This is a genomic window from Flavobacterium sp. JAS (assembly GCF_020991455.1).
GTDB lineage: Bacteria > Bacteroidota > Bacteroidia > Flavobacteriales > Flavobacteriaceae > Flavobacterium.
Genome location: NZ_JAJMOX010000003.1, coordinates 101585 through 125763 on the forward strand (window position 1 = coordinate 101585; position 24179 = coordinate 125763).

At 32.3% G+C, this 24179-nt stretch carries 18 protein-coding genes; 12 read left to right on the forward strand and 6 right to left on the reverse strand.

The features are described 5' to 3' along the window. Positions 1 to 226: 226 nt before the first annotated feature. Positions 227 to 700: a hypothetical protein gene (locus LPB88_RS04480; RefSeq protein WP_230712868.1), complete on the forward strand. Its 474-nt coding sequence runs from the start codon at positions 227 to 229 to the stop codon at positions 698 to 700. A gap of 90 nt (positions 701 to 790) precedes the next feature. Here the strand turns inward: LPB88_RS04480 and LPB88_RS04485 are convergent, their stop codons facing one another. Next, positions 791 to 1174 (reverse strand): DUF2809 domain-containing protein, encoded by a 384-nt coding sequence (locus LPB88_RS04485; protein ID WP_230712870.1) that lies wholly within the window; start codon positions 1172 to 1174, stop codon positions 791 to 793. Positions 1175 to 1295: 121 nt separating this feature from the next. On the opposite strand from LPB88_RS04485, the gene LPB88_RS04490 reads away from it, so the two are divergent. Next, a complete protein-coding gene (locus LPB88_RS04490; RefSeq protein ID WP_230712872.1) occupies positions 1296 to 2474 on the forward strand; it encodes a glycoside hydrolase family 88 protein in 1179 nt (392 codons plus the stop codon). Between the two features lie 13 nt (positions 2475 to 2487). Next, a complete protein-coding gene (locus LPB88_RS04495; RefSeq protein WP_230712874.1) occupies positions 2488 to 2892 on the forward strand; it encodes a hypothetical protein in 405 nt (134 codons plus the stop codon). A gap of 85 nt (positions 2893 to 2977) precedes the next feature. Here the strand turns inward: LPB88_RS04495 and LPB88_RS04500 are convergent, their stop codons facing one another. Together LPB88_RS04500 and LPB88_RS04505 are read right to left on the reverse strand one after the other, a co-directional pair. Further along, positions 2978 to 4489, reverse strand: coding sequence for an FMN-binding glutamate synthase family protein (locus tag LPB88_RS04500; protein ID WP_230712876.1), 1512 nt, complete (start codon positions 4487 to 4489; stop codon positions 2978 to 2980). A gap of 32 nt (positions 4490 to 4521) precedes the next feature. After that, a complete protein-coding gene (locus tag LPB88_RS04505; RefSeq protein WP_230712878.1) occupies positions 4522 to 5304 on the reverse strand; it encodes an NYN domain-containing protein in 783 nt (260 codons plus the stop codon). Between the two features lie 289 nt (positions 5305 to 5593). On the opposite strand from LPB88_RS04505, the gene LPB88_RS04510 reads away from it, so the two are divergent. After that, complete coding sequence (locus LPB88_RS04510; protein WP_230712880.1) at positions 5594 to 6856, forward strand: pyridoxal phosphate-dependent aminotransferase family protein; 1263 nt, start codon at positions 5594 to 5596, stop codon at positions 6854 to 6856. A 117-nt stretch (positions 6857 to 6973) separates the two neighbouring features. Then, positions 6974 to 7450: a hypothetical protein gene (locus LPB88_RS04515; protein ID WP_230712882.1), complete on the forward strand. Its 477-nt coding sequence runs from the start codon at positions 6974 to 6976 to the stop codon at positions 7448 to 7450. Positions 7451 to 7496: 46 nt separating this feature from the next. On the opposite strand, the gene LPB88_RS04520 is transcribed toward LPB88_RS04515, so the two are convergent. Both LPB88_RS04520 and LPB88_RS04525 read right to left on the reverse strand, forming a co-directional pair. Next, positions 7497 to 8615, reverse strand: a complete 1119-nt coding sequence (locus LPB88_RS04520) for a GNAT family N-acetyltransferase (protein WP_230712884.1) — start codon at positions 8613 to 8615, stop codon at positions 7497 to 7499. A gap of 50 nt (positions 8616 to 8665) precedes the next feature. Then, entirely contained in the window at positions 8666 to 9643 is a 978-nt protein-coding gene (locus tag LPB88_RS04525; protein WP_230712887.1) for a transporter, read from the reverse strand. Between the two features lie 124 nt (positions 9644 to 9767). Here LPB88_RS04525 and LPB88_RS04530 point away from each other — a divergent pair, with 124 nt between their 5' ends. From LPB88_RS04530 to LPB88_RS04555, 6 genes are all read left to right on the forward strand, one after another. Continuing rightward, the gene (locus tag LPB88_RS04530) at positions 9768 to 10052 is read left to right on the forward strand and encodes a DUF4834 family protein (RefSeq protein ID WP_230712889.1); all 285 of its coding nucleotides are present in this window, start codon (positions 9768 to 9770) and stop codon (positions 10050 to 10052) included. A gap of 51 nt (positions 10053 to 10103) precedes the next feature. Beyond that, complete coding sequence (locus LPB88_RS04535; protein ID WP_230712891.1) at positions 10104 to 12551, forward strand: hypothetical protein; 2448 nt, start codon at positions 10104 to 10106, stop codon at positions 12549 to 12551. A gap of 333 nt (positions 12552 to 12884) precedes the next feature. Further along, on the forward strand, positions 12885 to 14171 hold the full coding sequence (locus LPB88_RS04540) for a glycosyltransferase family 4 protein (RefSeq protein ID WP_230712893.1): 1287 nt from the start codon (positions 12885 to 12887) through the stop codon (positions 14169 to 14171). Between the two features lie 51 nt (positions 14172 to 14222). Next, entirely contained in the window at positions 14223 to 15692 is a 1470-nt protein-coding gene (locus tag LPB88_RS04545) for an oligosaccharide flippase family protein (RefSeq protein WP_230712896.1), read from the forward strand. 91 nt (positions 15693 to 15783) lie between these two features. After that, positions 15784 to 17430 carry a mechanosensitive ion channel family protein gene (locus tag LPB88_RS04550; protein ID WP_230712898.1) on the forward strand — a complete coding sequence of 549 codons (1647 nt, stop codon included), beginning with the start codon at positions 15784 to 15786 and terminating at the stop codon, positions 17428 to 17430. A gap of 239 nt (positions 17431 to 17669) precedes the next feature. Beyond that, positions 17670 to 17969 (forward strand): hypothetical protein, encoded by a 300-nt coding sequence (locus LPB88_RS04555; RefSeq protein ID WP_230712900.1) that lies wholly within the window; start codon positions 17670 to 17672, stop codon positions 17967 to 17969. 108 nt (positions 17970 to 18077) lie between these two features. Here LPB88_RS04555 and uvrA read toward each other — a convergent pair whose 3' ends face one another. Beyond that, positions 18078 to 20873 (reverse strand): excinuclease ABC subunit UvrA, encoded by a 2796-nt coding sequence (uvrA, locus tag LPB88_RS04560; RefSeq protein WP_230712902.1) that lies wholly within the window; start codon positions 20871 to 20873, stop codon positions 18078 to 18080. Between the two features lie 427 nt (positions 20874 to 21300). On the opposite strand from uvrA, the gene LPB88_RS04565 reads away from it, so the two are divergent. Next, on the forward strand, positions 21301 to 24069 hold the full coding sequence (locus tag LPB88_RS04565) for a triple tyrosine motif-containing protein (RefSeq protein WP_230712904.1): 2769 nt from the start codon (positions 21301 to 21303) through the stop codon (positions 24067 to 24069). Positions 24070 to 24179: the final 110 nt, after the last annotated feature.

A 24179-nucleotide genomic window follows, 5' to 3' on the forward strand; every position in this document is an offset into this window, starting at 1 on the left:
CTTTGACAAAGATTTGCGCAAACTAAATCAAGAACAAAAAGAAAGAAAAATCCTAATTATTTATTAGCTTTGAATTTTTCGAAGCCAAAAAAGTAAAAATGGATATAAGATTACAAAACCTGGAACCCGATTGCTTTTATCATATTTATAATCGAGGAATCAACGGAGGTAAAATTTTTGAAGAGCAACAAAATTTTATATTTTTCATGAAACAGTTTTCAAATATATGACTAATGTTTGCAATGTATATGGTTATTGTTTAATGCCAAATCACTTTCATTTTGTTATTAAAGTAAAATCGGAAAAAGAATTACTTCTTTTTGCAAATGAAAAAGTTGGACATCATAAAAATCAGGGATTACATTCCGTTCAAAATTTAGTAAGCAAACAAATTAGTAGATTTATTAGTTCCTACACACAATCGTATAATAAAGTTCATAGAAGACATGGAGCTTTATTTGAATCCCCGTTTAAACGAAAGAAAATTGACAGTATTGAGTATTTGAAAAATGTCATAATATATGTAAATCAAAATCCTACAGATATAAACTTGAATTTTAGAAGCTATAAATTTTCATCATATTTAACGGTTTTGTCTTTATTAAAAACTAAATTGATGAGGGAGGAAGTGATTGAGTTGTTTCATGATCTAGAAAATTTTATTTACTGTCATGAGAGAATTATCGATTTTGAGATTTAGTTCCATTAGTTTATCAATTGGAAACGAATCTTTGTCAAAGTTTAAAACTTTGACAAAGATAGCTGTCGACAGATTTTTTTTTTGATAAAATTACGCAGACGCTTGATTAGTATATTTCAAAACAATTCGTTCAATACAAAAAACAAAGGCAATCCCTAAAGTATAGGCAAGAATATCACTCCATAGAAAACCTTGTCCAAGAGCATATCTGCCCAAAAGAGTTTTTCTAAGTTCTATCATCCAGTTTCCTTGATAAAGTTGTAAAAACTCGATGCTATAACATATTAATAAGGAAGTCATTATAACATATAAGGCTTTTTTGTCTGTAAATACAATTCGTACCAATAAATAAATCATAACAGCATACAGAAAATCACCAGTAATTAAAGGGACTTGTGGAATTTTCCTTGACAGAATTCCAAGGAAAATTGTCAATAAGAATAAAATGGAATAATAGATTCTGGATTTCTTCAAAATTTAACTTTGGTTGGTATCGTTAGTACTTTTTTGGGTAAACAAAAATACAAAGATTCGGATTGGTTGTTCTTATTTTATAAATTTATCGATTCTATAAACCCCATATTAAAATAACCACATGAATACTAGATTTACCACGCTGATTTTGACTTTATTTCTTTTAGGAAATATAGGTTATTCTCAAAAAGACAATTCATTTAATATTAAAAAACAGTTCGAATATTGTGCAAATCAGGCTTCTCAGACTTTAAAAGTAATTCCGAATGATGGAACTTCTCCAAGAAGTATTGCAACGGGAAGCAAAGAATGGAAATTTGTTGATTATAAAGATTGGACAAGTGGTTTCTGGCCGGGAGAATTGTGGTATTTATATGAAGCAACTGGAGATAAAAAATGGGAAAAAGACGCTGATAAATTCAGTCGGTTTCTAAAGCCATTGTCTGTCAGCAAAGCAAACGATCATGATTTAGGTTTTCAGATTTTTAATAGTTTTGGAAACGGATATCGATTGACTAAGAATCCGGCATACAAAGATGTTATCCTAAAAACAGCCGATACTTTGGCAACACTTTTTAACCCAAAAGTAGGAACGATTCAGTCGTGGCCACATAATAAAATGGGTGGGCACAATACGATTATCGATAATATGATGAACTTAGAATTGCTTTTCTGGGCTTCTAAAAACGGAGGAAATAAAAAGTTGTATGATATTGCAGTAAAACATGCCGAAACGACTATGAACAATCATTTCAGACCTGATTATTCCTCTTATCATGTTATAATTTACGATTATGAAACGGGTAAAAAAATAAAAGGGAGAACTGCACAAGGTTATAGCGATGACAGTATGTGGGCGAGAGGTCAGGCTTGGGCGATTTATGGTTTTACAATGGTTTATAGAGAAACAAAAGATCCTAAATTTCTTGATTTTGCTCATAAAGTAGCTCGTGTATATTTGGACAGATTAACAACGGATAATTTAATTCCGTATTGGGATTTTAATGCACCTGGGATTCCAAATGAACCAAGAGATGCTTCTGCGGCTGCGATTGTATCTTCGGCACTTATTGAATTAAGTTCTTATACAAAAGACGAAACTTTGAAAAACGAATATTTGACGAAATCTAAAAAAATGATTGTTTCACTTTCAGATCATTATCAAAGTCACGATGTTAATTCGGCTTTTTTACTTCATTCAACAGGACACAAACCTGGCGGAAGTGAAATTGATTGTTCTATAAATTACGCAGATTATTATTATCTTGAAGCACTTTTAAGACTTCAAAAACTAAAATAAATTTATAAAAATTATGATCAGGAAAATAAGCCAAATCTCTTTTGCAATTATGATTGTTTTAATGCTGGTAAGCTGTAAAAACACCAAACAAAAACTTCAGGAATATGTTACTTCATACAATAAAACTGCAGTAAATTTTAAACATGAAAATGTTACGCTTACAACCGCCAGAGGATATATAAACGATAATAAAATTGAATTGCGTTTTGAGACCAGTTTAGAAAAAAATGCATCGAATGAAGCTGCAGCTAATAAAGAATTTCCGAACTTGCTGAAAGAAATGATAAATAAAAATGAGATTCCTAAAGATCTAGTCGAGCAAGGTGTGCAATTTGATACTTATTTTTTAGCGAATGACAATACAGTTCTTATGAAACAAATAATTAATAAGGAAGTAATAGCTGAATTATTGAAATAACGAGAGTGTGATTTTAAACAGCATTTGGTAAAAATAGTTCTAATAAAAAAGCCTCTTTGTGAAATTTCAAAGAGGCTTTTTGTTATTAATGTTTAGTTACATTCGTTAAAATATCCGGGAAATAAGAATCGGATAAATTTCCAAATTCGTCACCACGCATAAAGATGTTAATGTCAACATCGGCAAAATTTTTCTTACCGGCTGCGGCCAAAAGTTCATTCGCAGCGTGCAAAGTATTTTTATGGAAATGATAAACGCGATCTGATTTATCGGTTACAACAAGACCTTTCATTAGCATTTTGTTTTGAGTAGCAACTCCTGTCGGACATTCGTTATTATGACAACGCAATGCCTGAATACAACCTAAGGAGAACATAAAACCACGAGCGCTATTGCACATGTCTGCACCCAAAGCAACGGCATGTAAAATAGAATATCCGGAAATAATTTTTCCGCTGCCAATAATGCGTATTTTATCGCGAATATTCAATCTGACCAATGTTTTGTTTACGAAGATTAAAGCCGGTTCAAAAGGCATTCCAACACCATCTGCAAATTCTAACGGAGCAGCTCCGGTACCTCCTTCGGCACCATCAACGGTTATGAAATCAGGAAAAATATCTTCGGCAATCATCTCGTGACAAATAGCTTCAAATTCGTTCGTATTACCAATACATAATTTAAATCCAATAGGTTTTCCGTTTGATAATTCACGCAATCGCGCAATAAAATGAATAAGTCCTTTGCTGTCTGAAAAAGCATGATGTCCGGGAGGAGAAAGAATCATCGTGTGTGGTTCGACACCTCTTATTTTTGCAATCTGTACGGTGTTTTTAGCCGCAGGAAGTACACCGCCATGACCCGGTTTTGCACCTTGCGAAAGCTTAATCTCAATCATTTTTACGTTAGGAAGATTGGCTTTTTCTGAGAATTTTTCAGGATCAAAATTTCCTTCAGCATTTCGGCATCCAAAATATCCTGTTCCAATTTGCCAGGTAATATCGCCACCACCGGCAAGATGAAACTCAGTTAGACCACCTTCTCCTGTATTTTGATAGAAATTTCCTTTTTTGGCACCAATGTTTATGGCGCGAACAGCATTTTCGCTTAGCGAACCAAAACTCATAGCCGAAACATTAAATAAAGAAGCAAGATATGGTTGTTTGCAATCTTTTCCTCCCACTAATACACGAGGTAATTCTTCATTAACTTTTGCCGGAAAAACAGAATGTTTTATTCCTTCGTAACTATCATGATTTAAGTTTTGCTGTGTTCCAAAAGGGGTACTTGAATCGATATTTTTAGCTCTTTGATAGACTAAAGAACGCTGATTTCTCGAAAAAGGTTTTCCGTCAGTAGATCTTTCAATAAAATATTGTTGAATTTCAGGAGCAATCATTTCAAACAAATATCTGAAATAACCCAAAACTGGGAAGTTTCTTAAAATAGCATGTTTAGTTTGAGTTGCATTGTAGATACCAACGACTAATAATATTGGTAGAATAATAACTAGTAAAAAACCGCGATCAGTATAATAATAAGTAACTGCAACAATTAGAAACAATAAGAATCCGTAGATAAAGAATTTTTTTCTCATGTTTTTAAAATTTAATATATAATAATTTGTAATTAATTGAATCGTAACCGAACGTAAACATGTTTGATTCCTTTTTTGTCTGATTCTCTTTCGTCGATTTCAAGAATATCTGTCAAAGATTTTAACATTGGCGTAAGCTTAGAAAAGCCATAATTTCGTGGGTCAAATTCGGGTTTTTTCTTAACGATTAAGTTTCCAACATCGCCTAAAAATGCCCAGCCATCGTCGTCTTCAATATCTTCAATAGTAGCTTCAATAAGTTCGATGGTTTGCTTGTCAATTTTATGCAATGCTTTTTCGGCGGGTTTTTCAACAGGTTTTTTGGCATCAGCGGTAGCAGCAACTTTTGGTTTTTTCTTCTGGATTGCACCATCCAAAACTTCAATATAGATAAACCTGTCGCAGGCAACTATAAAAGAGTTTGGTGTTTTCTTTTCGCCAATACCAATAACTTTCATGCCTGATTCTCGCAATCGAATGGCAAGTCGTGTAAAATCGCTGTCGCTCGAAACAATGCAAAATCCGTCTAGTTTACCGGAATAAAGCAAATCCATTGCGTCGATAATTAGAGCAGAATCTGAGGAATTTTTTCCAACAGTATAACTGTATTGTTGAATAGGAGTAATGGCATGTTCAAGTAAAACACCTTTCCATCCATTAGCGTTTGGTTTGGTCCAGTCTGCATAAATACGCTTTGTGGTTGGTGTTCCAAATTTTGTTATTTCTTCCATCATACCTTTTACGTTACTGTAAGGCACGTTGTCGGCATCAATAAGAACGGCTAATTTTAAATCTTTTGAGTTGCTTAAAGCCATTATTTAGGTGTTAGAATTTATGATTCATTTTTTTAAAATGCTTTTAAAATTACTAAAAATAAAACAATTCCAGTCTTTTCGCCTGAATTTATAACAGGTATAAATTATAAAACTTTATGATCAGCACCTTTATTTGTTGAGAAAAAAAGTACATGGAATATTGTTTGGTGTTAAAAAAATAGGAATCGACAATTTTGATCATAATCATTTTAAATAATTATGATACCATAGAATAAATATTTATTTTTGCACCCTGTATAAATTAAAATTATTACTTCAAAATATATTTATGGTAAAAGATTTATTCGAAAGAATTCAGAACAACAAAGGGCCATTAGGAAAATGGGCTTCACAAGCTGAGGGTTATTTTGTTTTCCCTAAATTAGAAGGTGAACTTGGTCCAAGAATGCAATTTGGTGGAAAAAATATTTTAAATTGGAGTTTGAATGACTATTTAGGTCTTGCAAATCATCCGGAGGTTCGTCAGGCTGATATTGATGCTGCAACTCAATACGGTGCAGCTTATCCAATGGGTGCTCGTATGATGTCTGGACATACTAAATACCACGAACAATTAGAAAATGAATTGGCTGAATTTGTAATGAAACCAGCAGCTTATTTATTGAATTTTGGTTATCAGGGAATGGTTTCTACTATTGATGCATTAGTTACTAAAAATGATATTATTGTTTATGATGTAGATTCTCATGCTTGTATTATTGATGGTGTTCGTTTGCACATGGGTAAGCGTTTTACATACAAACACAATGATCTTGAAAGTATGGAGAAAAACCTGCAACGTGCTACTAAAATGGCTACAGAAACTGGTGGTGGAATTTTGTTTATTACCGAAGGTGTTTTTGGAATGAGAGGACAACAAGGGAAATTAAAAGAAATTGTTGCCTTAAAAGAAAAATATAATTTCCGTTTATTAGTAGATGATGCACATGGTTTTGGTACTCTTGGTAAAACAGGAGCAGGAGCAGGTGAGGAGCAAGGAGTTCAGGACGGTATTGATGTCTACTTCTCTACATTTGCAAAATCAATGGCTAATATTGGAGCTTTTGTAGCTGCTGATCAGGATATTATCGATTATTTAAAATATAATTTACGTTCTCAGATGTTTGCAAAAGCATTGCCAATGATTCAAACAATTGGTTCTTTGAAACGTTTAGAGTTATTGCGTAATCACCCGGAATTGAAAGATAAACTTTGGGAGAATGTAAATGCATTACAAAACGGATTACGTTCTAGAAACTTCAATATTGGAGATACAAATACTTGTGTAACGCCGGTTTATTTGCAAGGAAGTGTTCCTGAAGCAATGGTAATGGTAAACGATTTAAGAGAAAACTACGGTATTTTCTTGTCGATTGTAATTTATCCTGTAATTCCAAAAGGAATTATTTTGTTGAGAATGATTCCAACAACTTCACATACTTTAGGTGATATTGATGAAACACTTACGGCATTTGAAGCAATTCGTGAAAAATTAGAAAACGGTACTTATAAAGAAATTGCAAGCAGAACTACAGTCGATTTAGACGCTTAATTTCTAGAGAATAGATTCCTTTATGGGAATTATGTAAAAAAATCCATTCGTTATGCGAATGGATTTTTTTTATTTAAGCTAAATTTATACTTCTAAACGATAGTAAAAAATAAGATTATGAAAAAAGTATTAGCAATGACCGTAATTATTTTAGTTGTTTTGGTTTCTTGTAAAAAGACAGAACCTGTACCTGAAATTGCTCCAGACCCTCCAAAAGAAGCTGAAAATGCAGAGCCTTCCGGAGATCAGTGTTTTGCTTTTGCAAACGATAGCAGTACTATTGAGTTAAGTTTTAATGTGAATTCGCATCAGGAGGTAAATGGAAAACTAAGCTATAAGCTGTATGGAAAAGATAAAAATGAAGGTACTTTGATAGGGAATATAAAAGGAGATACGTTAATTGCAGATTATACTTTTATGTCTGAAGGAATTTCATCTGTTAGAGAAGTAGCTTTTCTGCAAAAAGACGGAACTTATATAGAAGGCTATGGAGATATTACGGAAGCAAATGGCAAAGTAACTTTTAAGGATAAAAAGAAACTTAAGTTTGAGCCGAAAATGATTTTGACAAAAGTAGATTGTAAAGTAGAATAAATAAAAAATAAAACCCGACAGATTTTATAACTGTCGGGTTTCTTTTTTAAAGATATTTCAAATATGTTTTTCTTTGACAGTGAACTTTTGGGTCAAAGTTTTTCCATAATAAATGAATTGCTGTATTTTCTGCTAATTCCGGAGTTCTGATGCAATTTTTGATTCCTTTTTCAGAGAAAGTTTTAAAATATTCATCAAAGATAATTGCCGTAACACCTTTGTTTTGGTAATCAGGATGAACTCCGATAAGGTAAAAAACAACGTCTTTACTCTTTTTACGGGCTCTCAATAAATGTATGAATCCAAATGGAAATAACTTTCCTTTTGCTTTCTGTAAAGCTTCAGAAAAGCTTGGCATTACAATACTAAAAGCAACTAGATTATCATCTTTGTCAACCACAAACTTAATGTATTCCGGATTGATAAAACTGATGTATTTCTTTTTGAAATACTCTTTTTGAACATCTGTAATTGCTACAAACGAAGCTAAACTGGCATAAGAATCATTAAACAAATCAAACATTTTGTCAACATGTGGCATAATGTCTTTTGTTTTAGTGAACGTTAAAGCACGTAAACCGTATCTTTTCTTGATTAATTCCTGTGCTTTAAGGAAAAATTCCGGTTTAACATTAGAAAACGGAAAAATACTTTCGAGATATTCCTTCTCAACCTGAAAACCTAATTGTTCAAGATGAGTTACATAATACGGATTGTTGTACCATGTAATCATGGTTCCCATTTGGTCGTAACCTTCAGTAAGAACTCCAACTTTATCCAGATTCGAGAATCCCATCGGACCTTCAACATGCTCCAGGTTATGTTGTCTTCCCAGTTCATAAACTTTTTCTAATAAAGCTTTTGTAACTTCGATATCATCAATAACATCAAACCAGCCAAAACGAACTTTTCTTTTATGCTGATTATTAACTTCAGACCAATTTATGATAGCCGTAACACGACCAACAATTTCGTTGTTTTTGTATGCGATATAAAAATAAGCTTCGGCATTATCAAAAGCTGGATTTTTGGTTTTATCAAACGATTCTAATTCATCAGCAATAATAGGCGGAACCCAATACGGATTGTCTTTGTATAATGAAAACGGAAACTTAATATATTCGGTTAATTCTTTTTTGGTTTTGGCTTCTTTTATTGTAATCATTCAGTTGGTATTATAAAAAGTCTCTTTAGGAGAGATTGGTTGTTAAATTCTTATTCGTATTTAGACTTACGTTTTCTTTCTTGCTCCTGATAATCTGTTTCTTTTTTTTCTAGCTCGTTATCTTTGTTCTTTTTAGCTTTTTCATTGCTTTTGAATTCTACTTCTTTCTCTTTGTAGCGTCCGTCATAACGCCATGAAACTCCAACTCCTCCGTATAATACAGAAGGTGTGTTTTTGAAGTTTGTACTAATAGACGCATCAACCTGAAGATTAGAATTAATCAAATAAGCAGCTCCACCACGAATAATGGCATCACTATAGAAATCGCTTTTATAGCCCTGATTTTCGATAAAACCAGACCATTTATTATTAAAACCGTGTGTTAAAGTTAATACATAGCCATAACTAGGATAATCAGTACCAATATAATCGGCGATGATGTTGGTTACAAAAACCCATTTTCCGCCTCCAAAAAGATTTTGGGTAATCAATGCAACTTTTGGAGAAATAGCTGATTGAGGAGAAAAATAATATGGATTATCGGCGCCCACAAAATTAGCTCCTGCAAATATCGAAACTGCAGGGATTAATTCATGCCAGTTAAAGCTGTGATTGGCTTTGTAGCTATATATGTTTTCCACTCTTTTATAATTTTTATAAGGATCATAAATCAAATATTTGGCCCCTAAAACAGTTTGTCTAAAGTTGTTTTTTTTATAACTGGTAAAAGGAGTATCAAAATTTTCCATTTGATACTGAAGGTCAAGAATGAATTCCAGTTTTTCAAGAAATGCACCATAACGAAGCGTTAAATCTGTGCCAAAACCATTTGCGTCATAGTTTAATAAATCATGTTTTTCTTTGATTCCATAAATACCCAATTCTGCTTGAAATACGGTTTTCCCAACTGCGTATGCAGACATTGTTTCGCCGGGACGGTTAGAATTGATGATGTCAGTATATTGAGCAAAAAAAACTTGCGGTATAAAAAAAAGAGCTGTAATAAATAAGTTTTTAGTTTTTAACATAAATGTGTTTTTGGATTAAAAAGTAATAACGCATTTCAAATGTACTATATTTTATTATTTATTTAAGATTGATATTTTAATTTTAAACAATGGATTTATTAATTTTGGAAAAAATTATACGATTATGCAAGAAGCATCTTTTACAGGTTTAATAAAAGCCATATGCTATATGGTGGCATTTTATTATATTTTTAAATTTTTGGCTAAAATCTTTTTGCCGGTATTGGTGAAAAAAGCGGTTGAAAAAGCAGGGGAGAATTTTCAGAGACAACAACAATATAGTCAGGATAATACATGGCAAAAAACGCGTACAAACAATGATGAAATAATCATTAATACCGCTAATGCTAAAAATCCTCGCGAAACCAAAAAGGTTGGCGATTATGTTGATTACGAAGAAATAGATTAAGTTTGTGTCCTAGAAATATAGGATTCATCATTTAACCCAAATCAGCCTAAATTGAAAATAGTAAATAAGTTCTATCCGCATGCCCTTGTTATATTGGGCTTTATTCTCGTTTCTTTAATTTATTTTTATCCTGTTTTACAAGGAAAGCAAATCTACCAGTCTGATATTGCTCAATATACCGGAATGGCTAAAGAGCAAAATGATTTTAGAGCAACAGAGCATTCTGAACCTTATTGGACAAATTCTGGTTTTGGCGGTATGCCAACATATCAGTTAGGAGCAAATTATCCTAACGATTTTGTGGGGCATTTAGATGATGTTTTACGTTTCTTACCTCGCCCTGCAGATTATTTATTTTTATATTTCTTAGGTTTCTACGGATTGTTATTAGTTTTAAAAACAGATCCTTTAAAAGCATTTATAGGAGCCATCGCTTTTGGTTTCTCTACTTATTTAATCATTATTCTTGGTGTAGGACATAATGCAAAAGCGCATGCGATTGCTTATATGCCACTGGTTATTGCAGGATTTATAATGGTTTTTCAGAAAAAATATGTCTGGGGAGGTCTGCTCACCATGTTTGCGGTTGCATTAGAAGTTAATGCTAACCACTTTCAAATGACCTATTATTTATTGATTTTCTTATTGATACTTTCAGGTTATTATGTCTTTAATTTTATTAAAGCAAAAGAATATAAACCACTTTTAACTGCGATTGGAGTTTTGGGTGTAGCCGGAATTCTTGCAATTGGAGCAAATGCCACTAATTTGATGGCAACAAGCGAATATGCTAAATATAGTATTCGCGATAAAAGTGAATTAACTTTTAATCCTAACGGTTCTAAAAACACAACAACGGCAGCAATGACAACAGACTATATTACGGAGTATAGTTATGGAATTGCGGAAAGTCTGAACTTAATTGCACCAAGAATTTTTGGAGGTTCAAGTCATGAAAATGTTGGTACAGACAGTCGTATGTACTCTTTTATGGTAGAGCAAGGTGTGCCGGCAAGTCAGGCAGAAGATTTTGTTTCAGGAATGCCAACGTATTGGGGAGATCAGCCTATTGTTTCAGCTCCGGCTTATATAGGAGTTGTGGTTTTCTTTTTGGCAGTTCTGGCTTTATTCATTGACGAAAGAAAAATAAAATATGTATTTCTTACAGGAGCTTTATTTACATTAATGCTTTCCTGGGGGAAAAACTTTTCTGCTTTAACAGACTTTTTTATCGAATACGTTCCAATGTATGATAAATTTAGAGCAGTATCTTCTATTCAGGTTATATTAGAATTATGTTTCCCAGTACTTGCAGTAATGGGATTACAATCGTTTTTTAAAGCAAAAGACGAACCAAAATTACAGCAAAAAGCTTTAGTGCAAACAGGAGTTTTTGGTCTTGGAGTTTTATTGATTTTAGTAGTTGCTAAAAGCATGTTCCACTTTACAGGAATGAGTGACAGCAGTTACATGCAAGCGTATGGACCAGCTTTTGTGGATGCATTAAAAGAAGACAGAATGAGTCTTTATTCTGCTGATTTATTGCGTTCAGGCTTTTTTATTGTAGTTACTTTTGGAATTTTATGGTTGTTTGTTAAAAATAAATTAAGTCAGAATACAACTTTAATTGTAGTTGGTATTTTAATGATTTTTGATTTGTTTTTTGTAGATAAAAGATACGTTTCGGCAAAAGATTTTGTGAGCCCGGTTGAAATTGCAGCTCCTTTTCAGGAAACTCCTATTGATGCGAAAATTTTAGAAGATAAATCAATTTACCGAGTATTTGATGTACAAGGACAATTGCAAGGAAGATCTTCTTATTTTCATAAAACAATTGGAGGATATAGTGCTGTAAGACCAAGAAGAATGCAGCAATTAATGGATTATCAAATTTCAAAAGGTAATATTGGAGTACTTAATATGTTAAATGTTAAGTATGTAATTCAAGTGGATAAAGAAGGAAAAGAGTTTCCTGTTGCAAATCCCGCAGCTAACGGAAATGCTTGGTTTGTTAGTGCTGTAAAATTGGTAAATAAACCAGATGACGTCATGAAAGCTTTAGATCATATTGATACTAAAACTGTGGCAGTTTTTAATGTTCATGAACATGAAGGTAAATTTAAAAGTGCCCGAATGAAAAAAGATTGGGACACAACTGGAACTATTAAAGTAATAGAATACAAACCAAACTACATTAAATACGAATCTGATAACCAAAAAGACGGTTTGGCGGTATTCTCTGAAATGTATTATAAAAATGGATGGAATGCTTATATCGATGGTAAATTGACGGATCATTTCCCAGTTGATTATGTATTAAGAGCAATGGAGATTCCTGGAGAAAAAGTTCCCGGAGAAAAACACATAATCGAGTTTAAATTTGAACCTCAGGTTATCAAAACTGGAGGAACAATTGTTTTGGCAAGTTCTATTGGAATGTTTTTACTTTTAATTGGTGGGATTTATTTTGAGAGAAAGAAAGCTACAAGTAACCAGTAATCCGTTTTTAGTCTCAATTTAATTATGTTTCTGAAAGTTCTAAAAATTACCCTATTTGTCTTTTTAGATATTGCAGTATTTATTTTTTGTGGAGTTTATATGATGGGTTATGATGATTTTTATGATGAAAGTCAGGGAGAATATTTTAGCCTTTCAAGCATGCAAACAGAATATAAAGTGGTTTGGATTTTCTATAATTTTTGGATTGTTTTAAATTGTCTATTTTTATTATATATCTTATTTAGAACATTTAGGAAATCAACTATGAAATAACTTTTTAATGATTGTAATAACTTCTAAATTTGCACTTTTAAAACAGTAAACCCAATTTTCTTGGAACAAAAAAAACTCTTAATCATTACCTATTATTTTCCACCAGCTGGCGGACCAGGTGTTCAGCGTTGGTTGAAATTTGTAAAGTACTTGCCTGAATTTAATATTCAGCCAATTGTTTATGTTCCAGAGAATCCAACTTATCCAATAGTTGATAAAGGTTTGGTTAGTGAAGTTTCTGATCAGGTAATTGTTCTTAAAAATAAAATTTGGGAGCCTTATCAATTGGCTTCTATTTTTTCGAAAAACAAAACAAAGAAGATTAGCTCAGGAATTTTTCCGCATAAAAAGAAGCAGACTTTTTTAGATAAGACTTTTTTGTGGGTTCGAGGAAATCTTTTTATTCCCGATGCTCGCGTTTTTTGGGTAAAACCTTCAGTTTCTTATCTTGAAAAATACATCAAAGAAAATAATATTGATACTATTGTAACGTCGGGACCACCGCACAGTTTGCATTTAATAGGTTTAGAATTAAAAGAAAAACTAAATGTAAAATGGTTTGCTGATTTCCGTGATCCATGGACAACAATTGGTTATCATAAAGCTTTGCGTTTATCTGCTTACGCAGACAAAAAACACAAACAATTAGAGCATAAAGTTCTTAATGCTGCCGATACTATTATTGTAACCAGTAAAACTACAAAAGCCGAATTTCAGGCAATTACTAATAAGCCAATTTCGGTAATTACAAATGGTTATGATATCGAAAATGTCGAGAAACAGATTTTAGATGCCAAATTTACTTTGGCTCATATCGGATCGTTTTTATCGGATAGAAATCCTAGATTTTTATGGGAATGTCTGGTCGAATTATTGCAGGAAATTCCAGATTTTAAATCACATTTAGAAATTAAATTAATTGGTGCTGTTAGCCAGGAAGTGCTGGACGCTATTGCAGAATTTAATTTGAATGATTATTTGAACCTTCTGGGATATGTTTCGCACCATGAAGCAATTGCTCATCAAAAAAAATCACAGGTTTTACTTTTAATAGAGATAAATTCAGAAGATACCAAAAGTATTATTCCGGGTAAATTATTTGAATATATGGTCTCAAATCGCCCGATAATTGCGATAGGACCTGAGGGTTCTGATTTTGCCGATATTATAAAAGAAACTAATACAGGAGTATTTTTTGATTATTCTGAGAAAGCGAAGTTAAAAAGTGTAATTTTGGACTTTTATAATCAGTTTTTGGAAGGGAAATTACAATCTTATGGAGTTGGTTTACAACAATATTCAAGAAAAAACCTAACCAAGCAATTAGCACAATTGATTAACGAATAAAGGTAAAAATCTAAATTCTAAAATCAGAGCTCTACAATCTAAAATCAAAACATGGGTATTGTTTTAAATCAATCTTTCAAAAATACAATTATAACTTATATAGGTTTCGCTATCGGAGCCATTAATACACTTTATTTATACCCAATTTATTTAGGAGCAACTTATTATGGTTTAACTAACTATGTGACGTCTTGTGCTAATGTGATTATGCCTTTATTTGCGATTGGAATGCAAAACACTTTGGTTAAATTTTATTCACAATATCAAACGGATGAAGAAAAATCCCGTTTTTTATCCTTTACTGTCTTATTTCCTCTGCTATTAATAATTCCACTTTTACTGATTGGGCTTGTTTTTTATGATGAGATTCTGTTCTTTTTGTCAAAAAAGAATGCCATTGTAAAAAGTTATATATGGTTAATACCATTTATTGGACTATGTATGGCATATTTTGAAATTTTTTATGCTTGGCTGCGAGTAAATATGCACTCCGTTTTTGGAAACTTTGTTAAGGAAGTGGGTTTACGATTGTTTTCATTATTTCTATTAATAGGTGTTTACTACAATTGGCTTAGTGTGGAAGGTTTTGTGTATGCAACAGCAATTTTGTATTTTTTTGCATTCTTGATTACCATGCTATATGCATTTAGTATTCAAAAACCAACTTTTCAGTTTACAATACCAACAAATACAAAAGATATATTAGTATATACTTTTTATATTATTTTGTCTGGAAGTGTTGCTAATTTGCTTTTAGATGGCGATAAAATGATATTAAATCAATACATGCAGATTGAAAATATCGCTTTCTATTCTGTGGCAACTTATATTGCATTGGTAATCTCAGTTCCAAGTCGTGCCATGCACCAAATTGTATATCCAATCACTGCAAAATTAATGCATGAGAACAAACACGATGAGTTGAATCGGCTTTACAAAAAGACCTCTATAAACCTGCAGATGGTAGGTGGTTTTGTAATGCTTTGCATATTCGTAAATATTAATCAATTGTACGAGCTGGTTCCAAAAGAATACAGCGGAGGAATTGCGGTTGTATTCATGATTGGTTTGTCTAAATACTTTGATTTAATTTTAGGAAACAATAACGCTATCATTTTTAATACCAAATATTACCGCATGGTATTGTATTTAGGATTGATGCTGGTGGTATTGACTGTGGTTTTAAACATGATCTTTATTCCAATTTTTGGAATATTCGGATCAGCTTTTGCCACTTTATTGTCTATTACTTTATATAGTCTCGCAAAACTTCTTTTTGTGGTTAAAAAGCTTAATTTATATCCGTTTACTAAAGAAACGATCTCCTCGATGTTGTTAACATTTGTCTTGTTTTTAATGTTTTACTTTTGGGAGTTTCCATTTTTTCAGCTTATCAGCATTGCTTTAAAATCGATTTTGGTTACAATTTTGTACGTATATCTAAATTATAAGTTCAATATTTCTCCGGACATTAATAAAGTGATTGATACAATTTTGAAGAAGATTGGTATTAAAATTTAACACGATTTTATTGAGAAAATAAAAAGTAATTTAAATTCTAAGTTATTTTGTTTTTATATTTGTTATGAATACCAACTTATTCTAACAGAATATGAAAAAGAAAATACTTTGTTTTTTAGCCTTCTTTATTGTTTTATTTTCACCATTTGCCTTCGCGCAAAAAGACAGTACTCAAATTGCAAAACCGGAACTTAGTAAACTAAAAGGATATCCTGTACATCCTTTTAAAGACACACTTTTTTATGTCTATAATAAAGTTGGTTCTTTTTCTGCCGAGAACAGAGCAAATGCGATTACAGAAAAAATCAGAAAACTTTATGAAGATTCTTTTTTTGAGAAAGATTCAATTTCGGTAGTTCCTTCAGATATCTCACAGGATATCATGTATAAGAATGATTTTGTAATCATGTCGATTCTGGATATTGATGGCAAAGCCGAAAATCAAACCGCAACTTATATTGCCAATAGGAATTTGAATTTGATAAAAAGAGCAATCATTTATCAAAATGAAAATTATTCGATGCTTCCAAAAAGACTTGGATATACTGCATTATTGGTTCTGATTATTGGATTAGTTCTATATTTTGTTGGGAAGATCTTTAACCGAATAAAATTTTATATCCTAAAAAATAGCGATCGATATTTTAAAGGATTCACATATAATAATATCAGTATTCTTTCGCCGCAGAAACAGCAATTTCTATTAATGAAATTGTACGGTTTTATAAAAGCACTTACGCTCATTTTAATCGTTTATCTCTCGTTGCCTGTACTATTTAGTATTTTCCCGGCGACAGAAGCTTATACAACCACATTATTGAGTTGGATTCTTTCTCCGGCAAAACTCGCCGTTATGGGATTTGTTGGTTTCCTGCCAAGTTTGGTCACCATAATTGTTATTGTAGTTATATTTAAATACACTATAAGAGTAATCCGTTTCTTTTTTGATGAGATAAAGAAAGAGAACATTAAAATAGATGGTTTTTATAGTGATTGGGCTATGCCAACATTCAATATAATTCGTCTTTTAATGTTGGCTTTTATGGTAGTAATAATTTTTCCGTATTTGCCAGGATCAGATTCTCCAATTTTTAAAGGAGTTTCTGTATTTGTTGGGGTTTTATTCTCATTAGGTTCATCAAATGCAATTGCGAATATGGTTGCAGGATTGGTAATTACTTATATGCGTCCGTTTAAGATTGGCGACTTTATCAAAATTGGCGATGTAAGCGGGGAAGTTATCGAGAAAACAGCGTTGGTGACAAGAATCAGAACGCCTAAATTTGAAGACATTACAATCCCAAATGCTACTGTTTTATCAAGTACTTCTACAAACTATTCTTCAAACACAAAACAAGTTAATAACGGATTGTTAATTCATACAACCGTTACAATTGGTTATGACGTACCTTGGAAAGATATTTACAAAGCTTTGATAGATGCGGCATTAAAAACAGAAATGATTGAGCAGACTCCGGCTCCTTTTGTTTTACAAACAAGCTTAGATGATTTTTATGTCTCTTATCAGATTAACGTTTATACCAAAGAGCCAACGAAACAGCCTCGAATTTACTCTTCGTTACATCAGAATATTCAGGATTCATTTAATGCAGCGGGAATAGAAATTATGTCGCCACATTATAACGCATTACGTGACGGAAACACAACAACAATCCCAGCGAATTATTTGGATAAAGATTATGAATCACCAACTTTTAATATTAAAAATAAAGGTTAAGATATTGATAATTAGTTGTTGTTTTTGATTATTTAACAGTTGTTCATTTTGTGGTTTAATTTATTAAAATTAAATTTATATTGAAAAATTGAAAATGATTTTTTAATTCTTTTGAGTTTAATGCATTTTAAGATCGCTAAAAGTGAGTATTGTAGATCTTTTCATATTAGATAATTTTGCAATAAAATTAAAATGAAAATTAGTGTGGTAGAATTTGAATTAATTTTAGATTAATAATTATGAAGAACAATCAGCTCAGTCAGGAACAAAGCTTACAAGTGTTTTCTAATATGATATCGAATAAAATTCATAAGGGATTTACTCTTGAAGAAAGAAATGATCAATTTCTTTTTGCTGTTCTTTCAAAAGGTGGAAAAGCCGTCAATCACGGTTTAAATTTTATAATTTTTTGTTTAACGCTTGGATTATGGTCATTTGCGTGGTTATACCTTACTTTTGAAGCTTCAAAACAAAAGAAAATATTAATAGCTATTGATGAAGATGGTTTTCCGTTTGAAGAAAAGTGCTTAGTCGCTTAATAAAATTATTAATTCACAAAAATTAAAGCCCTAAATTAAATAACTACGATTTAATTTAGGGCTTTCTTATGGCATAGAACCTCAGCTACTTAGTACCTCAGAACCTTTTTATAATTTATCTTTCAAATACACTCCTGTAACTGATTTTTTCTCTTTTACAACATCTTCCGGAGTTCCAACAGCTAGTAAATGTCCGCCGTTTTCTCCGCCTTCAGGGCCTAAATCTATGATCCAGTCGGCACATTTTATTAAGTCTAGATTGTGCTCAATTACAATAATAGAATGTCCTTTATCAATTAAAGCATCAAATGAAGCTAGTAATTTTTTGATGTCATGAAAATGCAAACCAGTTGTAGGTTCGTCAAAAACAAATAAAGCTTTGTCTTTTGTTGCACCTTTTACTAAAAATGAAGCCAGTTTAATACGTTGTGCCTCACCACCGGAAAGAGTAGAAGAAGATTGTCCTAATTGTACATATCCCAAACCTACATCCTGTAGCGGTTGTAATTTCTGAGTGATTTTTGTCTGTTTATTTTTTTCGAAAAAGGCAATTGCATCATCAATTGTCATCGTCAAAATGTCGTTGATGTTTTGATTGTCAAAAGTAATTTCCAGAACTTCTTTTTTAAATCGCTTTCCTCCACAGGTTTCACAAGGCAGCGAAACATCGGCCATAAAAACCATTTCGACATTAATAGAACCTTCTCCTTTGCAAGTTTCACAACGGCCTCCATCAACGTTAAAAGAAAAATGTTTGGCCTGATAACCTCTTATTTTGGATAGTTTTTCTTTGGCATACAAATCACGAATATCATCATAAGCTTTGATATACGTTACAGGATTTGATCTTGAACTTCTACCAATTGGGTTTTGATCTACATACTCGATATGTTTTATTTGCGAAAAAGAACCTTTGATTTCACTAAACTGACCAGCTTTTTCAGCAGCATTTTCAAGCTTTTTCTGCATGGCAGGAAATAAAATCTTCTTGATCAAGGTACTTTTTCCACTTCCTGAAACTCCTGTAATTACAGTCAGAACATCTAAAGGAAAAGTAACATTGATATTTTTCAAGTTATTTTCTCTGGCACCAACAATATCAATATGATTTTTATATTTTCTTCTTTTCTTTGGAACAGAAATTTCTAAATCACCATTTAAGTATTTAGCCGTTAAAGAGTCTGATTTTAAGATTTCCGGATATGTTCCCTGAGCTACTAAATGACCTCCAAAAGTTCCTGCTTCAGGACCGATATCAATAATCATATCGGCAGCTTTCATAATATCCTCATCGTGCTCTACGACAATTACTGTATTGCCTAGGTCACGAAGCGAAAGCAAAACTTTAATCAATCGTTCAGAGTCTTTTGGGTGTAAACCAATACTTGGTTCATCAAGAATGTACATAGAACCCACCAAGCTGCTTCCTAATGAAGTCGCAAGGTTAATACGCTGCGATTCTCCTCCTGAAAGTGTAGCAGAATTTCTGTTTAAAGTCAGGTAATCCAAACCAACTTCTGTCAAAAAGGACAAACGATTGTTGATTTCGACCATTAAACGTTTCGCGATTTGCTGTTCGTAAACATTCAAATCGATATTTTTGAAAAAAGTAACCAAATGTTTAATTGGCAAATCAACTAAATCAGAAACTGTTTTGCTGTTGATTTTTACGTACGATGCTTCTTCACGTAAGCGTTTTCCGCGACAAGAATGGCATTTTGTTTTTCCGCGGTAACGTGATAGCATTACACGGTTTTGAATCTTATAATTTTTTTCTTCGAGTTCTTTAAAGAAAGCGTTTAAACCTTGAAAGTACTGATTTCCTTTCCAAAGTAAATCTTTTTGGTCATCTGAAAGTTCAAAATAAGGTTTATGAATTGGGAAATCGAATTTATAGGCGTGTTTTACCAACTCGTCTTTGTACCAACTCATACTTTCGCCACGCCAAGGATAAATAGCGCTTTCAAAAACGGATAAAGATGTATTTGGAACTACCAAATCAGAATCAATACCAATAATATTTCCGTAACCTTCGCAAACCGGACAAGCTCCATAAGGATTGTTGAAACTGAATAAATGTACGTTTGGCTCTAAAAATGTAATTCCGTCAAGCTCAAAATTATTAGAATAAGTAAATCTTTTATCAGAGTTTAATTCCTGTAAATAACAGATTCCTTTTCCTTCAAAGAAAGCTGTTTGAACTGCATCGGCCAAACGATTGTAGAATTCTTCTTCGTCTTTGACAACAATTCTGTCAATGATCAATAAAATATCTTTATTATCTAATTTATGAAGTTCTGTAGGTGTAAATTCATCTAAACGAACCATTTCGTTATCAACCAAAATACGGGAAAAACCTTGTTGTAAAAGTACTTTTAGTTTATCTTCTAATTGTCTTCCTTCTTCAAGATGAATAGGAGAAAGAAGCAGCCATTTACTGTCTAGTTCCAGATTTTTCACATCAGAAACAACATCGGTAATGGTATTTTTTTTAACTTCTAATCCTGAAACTGGCGAATACGTACGGCCAATTCTGGCAAACAAAAGTTTGATATAATCGTAGATTTCTGTTGAAGTTCCTACGGTCGAACGGGCATTTGTTGTGTTTACCTTTTGCTCAATTGCAATTGCCGGCGCAATACCTTTAATGTATTCCACTTTTGGTTTGTCTAAACGTCCCAAAAACTGACGTGCATACGATGATAAACTTTCTACATAACGACGTTGTCCTTCGGCGTATAAAGTATCGAATGCTAAACTTGATTTCCCTGATCCTGAAAGCCCCGTGATTACAACAAGTTTGTTTCGGGGAATCACCACATCTACATTTTTTAAATTATGTACTTGTGCTCCTTTAATTATAATATTATGTTTTGGGTCGAGTGTAGAAAGGTCGATTTGCATAAAAAAAGTCAATTTCTACAAAAGTAATCAATTTTGATTTGAGTTTTGTTAATCAGATTGTTCCAAATCTTAACTAATTTTTTGCCACTCCCGATAGCTATCGGGATTCACGGATTAAAATGATTTCTTGAGTTATTGATTGCGTAAAAAAGTTTGCCACGAATTCACGAATTTTCTCTAATTTTTTCGCCGCGTATTTCGTCAATTTAATTGGGATAAATTCGTGAATTCGTGGCAAAAAAACAGCTACAATATTAAATCCTTTTAATCTGTGGAATCTGTGGTATATTTTTAAGCGTTAGATGTTAAAAATAATTTTGCTGAACTTGTTATTTCAATATAAAATAAGCTATTTTAGAACTGTTTTTATAATAAATTAATACAATATCCCGATTTGAAAACTAAACTGTCTATACTGCTTTTTTTGATGAGTTTCTTACTGTTTTCGCAGGAGTTTCCGCCAATTATCAAATATTCATCTTCTGTTTATGGTGCCGGAAATCAGAGTTGGATGATTTCGCAGGACGATCAAAACTATTTGTATTTTGCCAATAATGATGGACTTTTAGAATATAACGGAACAACCTGGCAATTATATACGGCTCCAAATGAAACCATTATTCGATCTGTAAAAGTAATTGGAAACAAGATTTATACGGGCTGTTACATGAATTTTGGTTATTGGACCAGACAGACTAATGGCAAACTAAAATATACTTCGCTTAGTGATACTATCAAAAATAAAATACTGGACGACGAACAGTTTTGGAATATCCTGAAGTACGATCAGTGGATTTTGTTTCAATCTCTAAACCGAATTTATATTTATGACACTAAAACCGGAAAATTCAAAATCATTGCTCCTAAAAATGGTGTGATAAAGTCGTTTGCTCCTAAAAATGCAATTTATTTCCAGACCATAAAAGAAGGACTTTTTGAAATTGAAAGCGGAAAAGCAAAATTAGTTTCGGATAATCCTATTCTAAAAAAATTCACGATTGTCAATGTTTTTACAATGGACGACGGTTTGTTGATTCAGACACAATTGGATGGTATTTATAAATTGACCGGAAATACTTTAACGCGTTTCGCTACAGATGTCGATGCCGAATTAAAATCGAGTTTTGTCTATAGCAGCCAGCACCTTCAGGACGGAAGTTTTGCTTTGGGAACGGTTTCTAACGGAATTTTTATTTTGTCGGATACCGGAAAACTTAAATATCATATTTCGCAAAGCAAAGGCTTGAGTAATAATACAGCTTTATCACTTTTTGAAGACAAAGATCAGAATTTATGGGCGGGGCTTGATAACGGAATCAATTGTATTAATATTCAGTCGCCTGTGCACAGTTTTACGGATGATACAGGAGTTTTAGGAACCGTTTATGCATCGGCAACTTTTAATGGTTTGCTGTATGTGGGAACAAATCAGGGATTATTTTGTAAAAGTATCCAGAGTAATTCAGAATTTAAATTCATTAACGGAACAAAAGGTCAGGTTTGGTCGCTTTTTGTATATGATAATACGCTTTTTTGCGGTCACGATTCTGGTACTTTTATTGTTACAAATGATTCTGCCAGGAATATCTTTTCGGGATCCGGAACCTGGAAATTTGAATCTGTTCCGAATAATCGGAATCAATTGTTTCAGGGAAATTATTATGGAATTTCGGTTTTGGAGAAAGTAAATAATCAATGGGTTTTCAGGAATAAAGTGCAGGGTTTTGATTATTCGTCAAGATATTTTGAGGTTTCAAATAATCTGGATGTTTATGTAAGTCATGAATACAAAGGAATTTTTAGACTTAAACTGGATAAAACGCTCTTAAAAACAGATGGATTTTTCACTTATAAATCTCCCGGAAAAGGAAAGAATGCAAGTTTGACCAAATTTAACAATCAGATTTATTATGCTTATAAAGGTGGAATTTTTAAACTAAATACTGCAAGAAAACTATTCGAAAAAGACAATTTGCTAAGTTCTATTTTTGAAAAAGACGAATATACTTCGGGTAAATTAATTGTCGATAATTCGAATAAAATCTGGTTGTTTTCTAAAAATTATATTCATTATTTCTCGGCCAGTAAACTCAGTAACCAATTAAAGCAGAATGTAATTCCTATTCCGTCATCGCTAACGAATTCGATGCTGGGTTATGAAAATATTACGCAAATCTCAAAATCAACGTATTTAATTGGTACAACCGATGGATATTATACGTTGAATATTGACGATTTAAGTTTTAAAAATTATACGGTTTTCATTACTGATATTACCATAAACAAACAAAACGAAACTTTAAAGAATGTGGCTATTCAAAGTGAAGGGAACTTTCGCTCAAGCGAAAATAATATCACGTTGAATTATACCGTTCCGGAATACAACAAATATATCAATTCAGAATATCAATATTTGTTAGAAGGTTTTCAGAATGATTGGAGCGAATGGAGTACGAAAGCGACGGTGAATTTCAAAAATCTTTCGCCGGGAAAATATACGTTTAAAGTAAGAGCCAAATATGCTAATACAATTTTAGAAAATACTGCAACCTATACATTTGTGGTTTTAAAACCTTGGTATTCGACAAATCTGGCTTGGTTTATTTATTTTCTTTTAATGTTTGTGTTGGCTTATTTTATCAATAAAGCGTACACCAATTATTATAGAAAACAGGAAGCAAAATTAATTGAAGAGAATAATCTTTTGCTGGAAATTAAAGAACTGGAAAACGAACAGCAATTAATGAAACTCAGAAACGAACAATTGTCGCAGGATGTTGATAATAAAAATCGGGAATTGGCAGTTTCAACCATGAGTTTGAATAGTAAAAATGAATTGCTTGCTTTTATCAAAGATGATTTGAAAAAGACGACTCAAAATGACAGCAATAATATTAAATCAGTAATTAGTACCATTAATAAAAACATAACCGAAGAAGATTCCTGGAATGTCTTTAAAGAAGCGTTTGATAATGCCGATAAAGATTTCCTGAAAAGAATCAAACAACAACATCCGTTATTGACTCCAAACGATTTGCGTTTGTGTGCGTACCTGCGATTAAATCTTTCTTCAAAAGAAATTGCTCCTTTATTTAATATTTCGGTTCGAAGTGTTGAAATTAAAAGATATCGTTTGCGTAAAAAAATGGATTTGCAGCACGAAATTGGTTTGGTCGAATATATTCTGGCTGTATAGGAACTCAAAAAGTACTTCAAAAAAACTATACATTACCTCAACATTTGATATTTGGAGTGTTTTTGTTAAGGTAATGTTAATGATTTTTTCATTCTGAGATTATATGTAAA